Annotated in this window: 10 protein-coding genes and 1 tRNA gene; 4 read left to right on the forward strand and 7 right to left on the reverse strand. The window is 55.4% G+C overall.

Annotated features, from left to right (window positions below):
- Positions 1 to 90: 90 nt before the first annotated feature.
- Entirely contained in the window at positions 91 to 822 is a 732-nt protein-coding gene (dnaQ, locus tag QLG03_RS24365) for a DNA polymerase III subunit epsilon (protein WP_004204621.1), read from the reverse strand.
- Positions 823 to 886: 64 nt separating this feature from the next.
- On the opposite strand from dnaQ, the gene rnhA reads away from it, so the two are divergent.
- A complete protein-coding gene (gene rnhA / locus QLG03_RS24370; protein ID WP_004204620.1) occupies positions 887 to 1,354 on the forward strand; it encodes a ribonuclease HI in 468 nt (155 codons plus the stop codon).
- On the opposite strand, the gene QLG03_RS24375 is transcribed toward rnhA, so the two are convergent.
- Positions 1,351 to 2,073: a class I SAM-dependent methyltransferase gene (locus tag QLG03_RS24375; protein WP_255988506.1), complete on the reverse strand. Its 723-nt coding sequence runs from the start codon at positions 2,071 to 2,073 to the stop codon at positions 1,351 to 1,353. The genes rnhA and QLG03_RS24375 overlap by 4 nt on opposite strands.
- A gap of 32 nt (positions 2,074 to 2,105) precedes the next feature.
- Between QLG03_RS24375 and gloB the strand changes: the two genes are divergently transcribed.
- Entirely contained in the window at positions 2,106 to 2,861 is a 756-nt protein-coding gene (gloB, locus tag QLG03_RS24380; RefSeq protein WP_255988507.1) for a hydroxyacylglutathione hydrolase, read from the forward strand.
- A gap of 71 nt (positions 2,862 to 2,932) precedes the next feature.
- Positions 2,933 to 4,300 carry a murein transglycosylase D gene (mltD, locus tag QLG03_RS24385; protein ID WP_032453033.1) on the forward strand — a complete coding sequence of 456 codons (1,368 nt, stop codon included), beginning with the start codon at positions 2,933 to 2,935 and terminating at the stop codon, positions 4,298 to 4,300.
- A 59-nt stretch (positions 4,301 to 4,359) separates the two neighbouring features.
- On the opposite strand, the gene QLG03_RS24390 is transcribed toward mltD, so the two are convergent.
- The 3 genes from QLG03_RS24390 to QLG03_RS24400 form a co-directional block, all read right to left on the reverse strand.
- Entirely contained in the window at positions 4,360 to 5,130 is a 771-nt protein-coding gene (locus QLG03_RS24390; RefSeq protein ID WP_023288497.1) for a class I SAM-dependent methyltransferase, read from the reverse strand.
- A gap of 89 nt (positions 5,131 to 5,219) precedes the next feature.
- Entirely contained in the window at positions 5,220 to 6,017 is a 798-nt protein-coding gene (locus QLG03_RS24395) for an endonuclease/exonuclease/phosphatase family protein (RefSeq protein ID WP_072096514.1), read from the reverse strand.
- A gap of 102 nt (positions 6,018 to 6,119) precedes the next feature.
- Positions 6,120 to 7,310: an MFS transporter gene (locus QLG03_RS24400; RefSeq protein ID WP_048334092.1), complete on the reverse strand. Its 1,191-nt coding sequence runs from the start codon at positions 7,308 to 7,310 to the stop codon at positions 6,120 to 6,122.
- 104 nt (positions 7,311 to 7,414) lie between these two features.
- Here QLG03_RS24400 and yafC point away from each other — a divergent pair, with 104 nt between their 5' ends.
- Positions 7,415 to 8,320 (forward strand): DNA-binding transcriptional regulator YafC, encoded by a 906-nt coding sequence (yafC, locus tag QLG03_RS24405; RefSeq protein WP_023288494.1) that lies wholly within the window; start codon positions 7,415 to 7,417, stop codon positions 8,318 to 8,320.
- A 32-nt stretch (positions 8,321 to 8,352) separates the two neighbouring features.
- Here yafC and dkgB read toward each other — a convergent pair whose 3' ends face one another.
- Both dkgB and QLG03_RS24415 read right to left on the reverse strand, forming a co-directional pair.
- Positions 8,353 to 9,156 (reverse strand): 2,5-didehydrogluconate reductase DkgB, encoded by an 804-nt coding sequence (dkgB, locus tag QLG03_RS24410; RefSeq protein WP_255988508.1) that lies wholly within the window; start codon positions 9,154 to 9,156, stop codon positions 8,353 to 8,355.
- Between the two features lie 164 nt (positions 9,157 to 9,320).
- A tRNA-Asp gene (locus QLG03_RS24415) sits at positions 9,321 to 9,397 on the reverse strand.
- Positions 9,398 to 9,524 lie beyond the last annotated feature (127 nt).

Raw genomic sequence — 9,524 nt, forward strand, 5'->3', positions numbered from 1 at the left:
CCTCTACCCCGTCAACGCTTTTTCTACCGTTTTGAATCGTTTGCTGCAAAAATCGCCCAGCCGCCTACTTTTAATCCATTTTAGTGGTTATCAGGCACGCCACAGGCAGCTTCCGCCTTTCTTTTGTACCAGATCGAGGCGGGATTCATGGTTCACCAGCTCTTCATCAGAGGCATAAACCACCCGTAACTGACTGGCGGCGCGAACGACGCGCTGAATCCCCATCTCGCCTGCCTGCTGCTGGCTTTCGCCTTCCATAGAGAACGCCATCGACGTCTGGCCGCCGGTCATCATCAGATAGACATCGGCAAGGATCTGGGCATCGAGCAGTGCCCCGTGCAGCGTACGCTTGCTGTTGTCTATTTCGTAGCGCGAACATAGCGCATCCAGACTGTTGCGCTTGCCGGGAAACATTTTCCGCGCCAGCGCCAGACTGTCGGTGATTTTACAGAAGGTCTCGGTTTTCCCGATCCCGCGGTTCAGCTTACCGAACTCATAATCCATAAAACCGATATCGAACGAGGCGTTATGGATCACCAGCTCCGCGCCGCGGATGTAATCCATAAATTCATCGGCCACGTCGGCAAAGGTGGGTTTATCCAGCAGGAATTCGTCGGCGATCCCGTGCACGCCGAACGCCTCCGGATCCACCAGCCGATCGGGCTTGAGATAGACGTGGAAATTGTTACCGGTCAGGCGGCGGTTAATCACCTCCACGGCGCCGATCTCAATGATCTTATGTCCTTCGTAGTGCGCCCCGATCTGGTTCATACCGGTGGTTTCGGTATCGAGAACAATCTGGCGCGTAATTGCAGTGCTCATCGCGGTCATTTATGTCAGACTTATCGTTTACAAATCGATTTCAATTACAGGAAGTCTACCAGAGATGCTCAAACAGGTAGAAATTTTCACCGACGGCTCTTGCCTGGGAAATCCAGGACCCGGCGGTTACGGCGCCATTATGCGCTACCGCCAGCACGAAAAAACCTTTAGCGCCGGCTACCGTCTGACCACCAATAACCGCATGGAACTGATGGCGGCGATCGTCGCCCTCGAAGCGTTAAAAGAGCATTGCGAGGTGGTGCTCAGCACCGACAGCCAGTATGTCCGCCAGGGGATCACCCAGTGGATCCACAACTGGAAAAAGCGCGGCTGGAAAACGGCAGAGAAAAAACCGGTAAAGAATGTCGACCTCTGGCAGAGGCTGGACGCCGCGCTTGGCCAGCATAAGATCAAATGGGAGTGGGTGAAGGGCCACGCCGGCCATCCAGAAAACGAACGCTGCGACGAGCTGGCCCGCGCTGCGGCCTCCCATCCCACTCAGGACGACATCGGCTACCAGCCGGAGAGCTAATTCTCCCCCTTGCGCCACTGCCGGGTGGCGCCTACTGCCGGCCGCAGCTGGGTTTTCGCTTTCCCTGACTTCATCGGATTAAGGGTGAGCGGAATAGTCCGTTTGCGGGCGACAATCAATTGCAAACAGCCCAGCGCTGGCAGATGGGTGCTCAGCAGTTTGCCGCCCTGCCGCGACCAGGGTAAAACCTGATAACGCCCATAATGCAGCACTTCAAAGTTGAGCAGCGACAGCCAGTCCAGCTGGCGCATCAACGTAAACATACGGCTGTTGTACGGCGTGCCTTTGCGCAGCACCGGCACCAGTTTACGCAATCCCATCAGGCTCACCGGATTAAACCCGGTCAGGATCATCCAGCCATCATCGATCAGGACGCGATCGGCCTCCCGTAGCAGGCGATGCGGATCGCTGCACCACGGCAGGGTATGCGCCAGCAGGCAGGCGTCGACGGACTTTTCGGCAAAGGGCAAATGCAGCGGGTCGGCCCGGACCTGCATTGGGTTTCCCGCCAGCGAGACATTCACCTGATGCGAGATGGCGCAAGCTTCGGTATTGATTTCCGCGCTCAGATTGCCAATCTTAAGCAGATGAAAGCCATATAATTTAGCCAGCCACGGCTTCATCTGCTGCTCCAGCGTTTCGCGATAGTATTCGCCCCACGGCATACTGGACCAATGCTCAGGCGCTGTCACTGTATGAGGTATCCTTGCCGGCTTCATTGCCACCTTCCGCTACGCTTTAGAGGTAATTTATGAATCTTATCAGTATTCCCGCGTTTCAGGACAACTACATCTGGGTTCTCACTGAGAATCACGGCCGCTGCATCATCGTTGACCCGGGCGAGGCCGCGCCGGTTCTGGCGGCAATCGAAGAAAACCAGTGGCAGCCCGAGGCCATTTTACTGACCCATCACCATCAGGATCACGTCGGCGGCGTAAAACAATTACGTGAAAAATACCCCTCTCTGGTGGTTTACGGGCCGGCAGAAACCCAGGATAAGGGGGTTACTCAGGTAGTAGACGATGGCGATCGGCTGTCAATTCTCGGGGTCGATTTTTCCATTTTCTCCACGCCAGGTCACACATTAGGACATATCTGTTACTACAGCGAACCTTATCTGTTTTGCGGCGACACGATGTTCTCCGGCGGCTGCGGAAGGCTGTTCGAAGGCACTGCAGAGCAGATGTATCAATCATTTATGAAGATTAACGCCCTTCCTGAAGAAACCCTTATATGTTGCGCACATGAATATACGTTAGCGAATATGAAGTTTGCGTTGAGTATCCTGCCTGATGATAGGGACATAAACGATTACTATCATAAAGTTAATGAGTTACGTGCAAAAAAACAAAAGACACTACCCGTAATTCTGAAAAACGAGCGGCGTATAAATTTATTTTTACGGGTAAATGATGTTGATTTAATTGACAAAATTAACAAAGAAACAAAATTGCAACACTCTGTGGCGCGATTTGCGTGGTTAAGGTCAAAGAAAGACGAATTCTGATATTTAATTCTTGTCATCGGCTAACTTCGCCGTTATCCTTGGTCGTCTTTTAAGCAACTATTGACACACACATGAAGGCACGAGCGATATTATTCGCCTCTGTCCTGCTGGTGGGGTGCCAGGCGTCTAAGCACGATGGCACCGTCGAACAGCGAGCACAGAGCCTTTCTGCGGCTGGTCAAGGGGAAGCAGGCAAGTTCACAAGTCAAGCGCGCTGGTTAGATGATGGAACCTTCTACGCGCAAGACCAGGATCTGTGGACTTCCATAGGCGACGAGCTAAAGATGGGAATACCGGATAACCCCCGGATTCGCGAGCAAAAACAGAAGTACTTAAGAAATAAGAGCTATCTCCACGATGTAACTTTACGGGCAGAGCCGTATATGTACTGGATAGCCGGGCAGGTTAAGAAACGTAACATGCCAATGGAACTGGTATTACTACCCATAGTGGAGAGCGCTTTTGACCCACACGCGACGTCTGGCGCCAATGCCGCAGGCATCTGGCAGATCATTCCGAGCACAGGGCGCAATTATGGTTTAAAACAGACCCGCAGTTACGATGCGCGTCGTGACGTTGTCGCATCGACTACCGCGGCGCTGGACATGATGCAACGTCTGAACAAAATGTTCGACGGCGACTGGTTGTTAACGGTCGCGGCATATAACAGCGGCGAAGGTCGGGTCATGAAGGCAGTGAAAGCGAACCGTTCGCGTGGCAAACCCACCGATTTCTGGTCGCTGTCTCTGCCGCATGAAACGAAAGTCTACGTACCGAAAATGCTGGCATTGAGCGACATCCTCAAAAACAGCAAACGTTACGGCGTAAAGTTGCCTACGGCTGATGAAAGCCGTGCGCTGGCGCGCGTTCGCCTCGACAGTCCGGTTGATATTTCTCAGCTCGCGGATATGGCCGGTATGCCGGTCAGCAAGCTGAAGACCTTCAACGCCGGCGTAAAGGGGTCAACGCTGGGCGCTAGCGGGCCAAAGTACGTCATGGTGCCGCAGAAACACGCAGCCCAGCTGCGTGAATCGCTGGCCTCTGGCGACATTGCCGCCGTACAGCCAACGCAGCTCGCGGATAATACGCCGCTGACCAGCCGAAGCTATAAGGTGCGTTCCGGCGATACCATTTCCGGGATTGCTTCCCGTCTCGGCGTCACGACCCGCGATCTGCAGCAGTGGAATAACCTGCGCGGCTCTGGATTGAAGGTTGGACAGAACCTGGTTATCGGCGCCGGCAGCAGCGCGCAGCGTCTGGCGAATAACAGCGATAGCATCACCTATCGCGTTCGCAAAGGTGATTCGCTGTCGAGCATCGCCAAACGTCATGGCGTTAATATTCGCGACGTCATGCGCTGGAACAGCGATACCGACAATCTGCGGCCTGGCGATCAGCTAACGCTGTTTGTGAAAAACAGCGATCGACCAGAGTCCTGATACGTCAGGGTTCGATAAAAAGGCACCGACTTCCCCCGGTGCCTTTTTTGTTGTCCGTATTAAACCGCTTTATGCGCTTCAAACATGATGGTATCGCTGGTAAAGGAACCATCCTGCTGTAACTCAAAGTAGGCTTTCACCTCCGCCGAGGCGCTCTGCTGGTATAAACGAATCGCCTCCACCAGCGGCTCAGGGGTACGCATCCGCGCCACCCACGAACTGAACTCCAGCGGCAGGCGATCGGTCAACAGCTGATTAATCACCAGCCCCGCCTCCGTCGCCAGCGTCAGCCACTCGCCGCTGGAATAATTACGCACGTGCGAGGTATCGCGCAAGGCTTCCACCGTCTGCAGCCAGACATCACGCACCACATGGCCCGGCGACATCACGTCCATCACGATCATCACCCCACCCGGCTTGAGGACACGTTTCACCTCGCGCAGCGCCTGGCCAACGTCATGCCAGTGATGAGCAGAATAGCGGCTGATAACGATATCAAAGCTGGCATCAGCGAACGGCAGCGTTTCGGCATACCCCTGCTGGGTCACGATATTGCTAAAACCTTTCTCCTTTGCCGCGGCGGCAACGACCTCCAGCATCTGGCTCGATAAATCATAGGCGGTCACCTCGGCAACCTGTCCCGCCGCGGTAAAGCTGGCGTGCCCTGCCCCGCAGCCCATATCCAGCACTTTCGCCTGAGGAAAATCAGCCAGTCGTTCCGCCAGCCGCTGCAGATCGCGACCAGAGGCGTGCACGGCGCTGGTCAGATAGGCGCTGGCCTGGGAGCCGAACTGCTTTTCGACGTTGTCATGGTGAGAGCGTGTTGTCATGTTGTCTTGTCCTTACGGTTTTTTGAGTAATAAAAGGCAGCACCATGCATGCGCAGGCCTGCCCCATGGCAGGCCTGACCAACCTTAAATTAATCAGGCTTGCCGGGACTGAATTCGACTAGTAGCGGGTTGTGGTCGGAGGCGCGGGTTACCAGCACGGAAGCATCGTGCACGCTTAACCCACGGTAGAACACAAAATCGAGCGGGCGACCAAACGCGCGGCGGCGCTGATCGTCCGGGAAACGAACTTCACGCAGCGACATCTCGCGTGCAAAGCGGTACAGGGCGTTCATCCGCGGGCGGCTCCAGGCATTGAAGTCGCCGGCCATGATCACCGGCCCGCTGTGATGGGCGATCTGATCGCCAATCGGCAGCAGCTGTTTGCTGTAGACGTCGACGCCAAGGCTGAAGTTAACGGCATGGATATTGACCACCATTAACAGCCGCGCATCGGGCAGCGGATAGACAGTCACTAATGCTGATTTAGGCAGACGCAAAATAGGTTCACGTTCGCGCAATGGGCAGCAATAGATAGGATGGGCGGAAGCCAGCGTCATCACGCCGGAAGGATGCTGCGGCAGCACCAGCGCAGGCACCTGATCGGCGGCCAGATAGTTGGTGGTCGCGAACCTGACCAGCTCCGGCGTCGTCTGCGCCTCCTGCAACAGGACTAAGTGCGCGTCTTTGCCAAAATTCTTAAGGACCGACTGCCACTCTGCGCGCTGCTGTTTGAAGATATTCCACACCAGCACGCGGATTTTCTCATCGCTGCTTAACGGCGTGCCGGCGGGATAAACCGGACTCACGCCCGCAAACGCCCCCGGAGGCAATATTCTCTCCGCAGGTTGTCCGGCGACATAGCGCATGGCGTAGGTGTTCTTTCGCAATTTGGGCATTAATCCTCGATAACAGAAACCAGCCCGACGACGACTGGTTATTCTGTTATAGGGATTTTCCCATACACTTTCAATGCAAATTGCGAGAAACCCTTAGCCTTCGGGAGAAAGCGCTGCCGAACGGCGTGGCAATTTATCTAAACGTCCGCTCAGGACCACCAACAGCAAAGCGACCAGCACAATCACCGCGCCAATCCACGGCGTCTGCGCCAGACCGTACCGCTCGACCGTCTGTCCGCCGACGATCGACCCCAGCGCGATGCCGACGTTGAAGGCGGCAATATTCAGGCCGGATGCGATGTCGACAGCCCCGGGGGTGTACTGCTCTGCTTTTTGCACCACGTACACCTGCAGGCCCGGCACGTTGCCGAAGGCGAAAACGCCCATCACCAGCACCGTTGCCAGCGCGGCATAGTGAATGCTGGCGGTCAGCTGGAACACCAGCAGCAGCACAACCAGCGCGGCGAAGATAAACTTCAGCGCGGAGACGGCGCCATGCCTATCGGCCAGTTTGCCGCCCCATACGTTGCCAATAGCCACCGAGACGCCATAGCCCAGCAGGATCCAGCTCACGGCTGACGGGCTGAAGCCGGCCAGCTCCTGCATCATCGGCGCAAGGAAGGTAAAGGCGGTAAACACGCCGCCATAGCCCAGCGCGGTAATGGCATAGATCATCAGCAGGCGCGGATGGGTTAAGACTTTCAGCTGATCGCGCAGGCTGGCGCTGGCGCGGCCCGGGATATTATTCGGCACCAGAATCAGACTGCTGATAAGCGCAATCACCCCCAGAATCGATACCGCGAGGAACGTTTCCCGCCAGCCAAAATGCTGACCGATGAAAGTCCCGAATGGCACCCCGGTTACCAGCGCGACCGTCAGGCCGCCGAACATAATGGCGATAGCCGAGGCTGCTTTCTCTTTTGCCACCAGGCTGGTGGCGATTGTCGAGCCAATAGAAAAGAACACGCCGTGTGCCAGACCGGTCAGCAGGCGCGCCAGGATCAGCGTTTCATATCCCGGGGCCTGCCAGGCCAGCACATTACCCGCCGTAAACAGGACCATCAACGCCAGCAGCAGCTGTTTACGCGGCATACGCCCCGTTAACGCCGTCAGCACCGGGGCGCCGATCGCCACGCCCAACGCGTAGATAGAAACCAGCAGGCCTGCCGACGGCAGCGAAATAGAGAGTTGTTGGGCAATCGTCGGGACCAGGCCGACAATCACGAATTCAGTGGTGCCAATTGCGAAGGCACCGATGGTTAAGGCAAATAGCGCCAGTGGCATAATTTACTCCGTAGCATCAGGATTAAGATGACACGTAGTATGAAGGGTTGTATAAATAACAAAAACTATCAAAGTATCAATAGAATTTTGCTACAGGTGCAATAATGAGAGCCACATCCGAGGAGATCGCCATCTTTGTGGCGGTAGTGGAAAGCGGGAGTTTCAGCCGGGCGGCCGAACAGCTGGGTCAGGCCAACTCTGCCGTCAGCCGGGCAGTCAAAAAGCTCGAGTCAAAGCTTGGTGTTAGCCTGCTCAATCGGACCACCCGTCAGCTCAGTCTGACAGAGGAAGGCGAGCGCTATTTTCGCCGGATGCAGGTGGTATTACAGGAGATGGCGGCGGCAGAAAACGACCTGCTGGAAACGCGCACGACGCCGCGAGGCCTGCTGCGGGTGGATGCCGCGACGCCGGTGATGCTGCATTTTCTCATGCCGCTGGTGAAGCCATTTCGCGAGCGTTACCCGGAAATGACGCTGTCGCTCGTGTCGTCAGAAACATTTATTAATCTGATTGAACGAAAAGTGGATGTGGCTATTCGGGCCGGAACCTTAACCGATTCCAGCCTGCGCGCCCGACCGCTGTTCACCAGCTATCGGAAGATCGTCGCCTCGCCAGAGTATGTTTCGCGCTACGGCGTGCCGCAGCATCCGTCAGATCTGAAACAACATCAATGTCTGGGCTTCACTGAACCCGTCTCTCTGAACACCTGGCCGGTATCCTGTTGCGATGGTCAGTTGTTAGAGATTGAGGCGGCGGTATCATCGAACAGTGGGGAAACGCTCAAGCAACTGTGTCTGACCGGGAACGGTATTGCCTGCCTGTCGGATTATATGGTGGATAAAGAGATAGCCAGTGGGGAGTTTGTTGAACTACTGGCCGACAAACGTTTGCCGGTGGAGATGCCCTTCAGCGCGGTGTACTACAGCGATAGAGCCGTCAGCACACGTATCAGGGCGTTTATTGATTTTCTGAGCGAACACGTAAAACAGCTCCCGAAGGAGCTGTCGTAGTACCCTCTGATGGGCATACCGGAAGCAGGAGATTAATCCCACTGCGGCGCCAGACCTTCCGGGCTCACCAGCCGATCGTTGCAATCCAGCGCGGCGATCGCCTGGCGATCTTCATCATCCAGCTTCAGATCCAGCGCATTCAGGTTGCTGGCCAGGTTCTCACGCTTCGTCGAGGACGGGATCACCGCGTACCCCTCGCCCATCGCCCATGCCAGGATAACCTGCGCCGGAGTCGCATTATGTTTCGCCGCGATACGGGCAATCACCTCATCTTTCAGCGCCTTACCGTAGGCCAGGGTCATGTAGGAGGTGATATGGATACCGTGCTCATGCGCCCAATCGACGACTTTACGGTTTTGCAGATACGGCGAGAGCTCAATCTGATTGGTAGCAATGTTTTCAGCGCCAACGGCGGCAATCGCGCGCTCCATCAGTGGAATAGTGAAGTTGGAGATACCGATCTGACGGGTCAGGCCGAGCGCCTTCGCTTCCATCAGAGCAGCCATAAACTCTTCAACAGCTACCGCATCATTCGGTGACGGCCAGTGGATCAGCGTCAGATCAACATAGTCAGTGCGTAGCTTCTGCAGGCTCTCTTGCAGGCTGGCGATCAGCTTGTCTTTGCTCAGGTTTTCGATCCAGATTTTGGTTGTGATGAACAGCTCATCACGCGGCACGACGCTCTCAACGAGAGCCTGACCCACCGCGGCTTCGTTGTCGTAGATTTGCGCGGTGTCGATAGTACGATAGCCCAGCTCCAGCGCGGTTTTTACGGATGCGATAACAACATCATCTTTCAGACGGAAGGTGCCAAGACCAAATGCAGGGATTGCCATGTTTTTCCTCGTTATTTGTTCATTTCGGTTAACGAATGAAATTATGGCTGATGGTGTGGTGGGGAAAAAGAGCGATTAATGCAGAGGATTTTTGCTGATTTAGCAATAATCGGAAACAGATAAAACAAAAAAGCCCTGAGCAGATGCTCAGGGCTCTTATTAAGTGGCGGAACGGACGGGACTCGAACCCGCGACCCCCTGCGTGACAGGCAGGTATTCTAACCGACTGAACTACCGCTCCACCGAATTTTTTCGCTTTATTACCACCGGTTGTCACCCCGGCTTACTGCAATTTGATGCCTGGCAGTTCCCTACTCTCACATGGGGAGACCCCACACTACCATCGGCGCTACGGCGTTTCACTTCTG

Origin of the sequence: Klebsiella sp. V115_8, assembly GCF_029967715.1 — a bacterium.
Lineage (GTDB): Bacteria > Pseudomonadota > Gammaproteobacteria > Enterobacterales > Enterobacteriaceae > Klebsiella > Klebsiella quasipneumoniae.

Bases quoted from the DNA above. Each gene is read 5' to 3' on its own strand.
- mltD (WP_032453033.1), top strand. From the start codon at position 2,933: ATGAAGGCACGAGCGATATTATTCGCCTCTGTCCTGCTGGTGGGGTGC.
- QLG03_RS24390 (WP_023288497.1), bottom strand. From the start codon at position 5,130: ATGACAACACGCTCTCACCATGACAACGTCGAAAAGCAGTTCGGCTCC.
- QLG03_RS24400 (WP_048334092.1), bottom strand. From the start codon at position 7,310: ATGCCACTGGCGCTATTTGCCTTAACCATCGGTGCCTTCGCAATTGGC.
- rnhA (WP_004204620.1), top strand. From the start codon at position 887: ATGCTCAAACAGGTAGAAATTTTCACCGACGGCTCTTGCCTGGGAAAT.
- gloB (WP_255988507.1), top strand. From the start codon at position 2,106: ATGAATCTTATCAGTATTCCCGCGTTTCAGGACAACTACATCTGGGTT.
- QLG03_RS24375 (WP_255988506.1), bottom strand. From the start codon at position 2,073: ATGAAGCCGGCAAGGATACCTCATACAGTGACAGCGCCTGAGCATTGG.
- yafC (WP_023288494.1), top strand. From the start codon at position 7,415: ATGAGAGCCACATCCGAGGAGATCGCCATCTTTGTGGCGGTAGTGGAA.
- dnaQ (WP_004204621.1), bottom strand. From the start codon at position 822: ATGAGCACTGCAATTACGCGCCAGATTGTTCTCGATACCGAAACCACC.
- dkgB (WP_255988508.1), bottom strand. From the start codon at position 9,156: ATGGCAATCCCTGCATTTGGTCTTGGCACCTTCCGTCTGAAAGATGAT.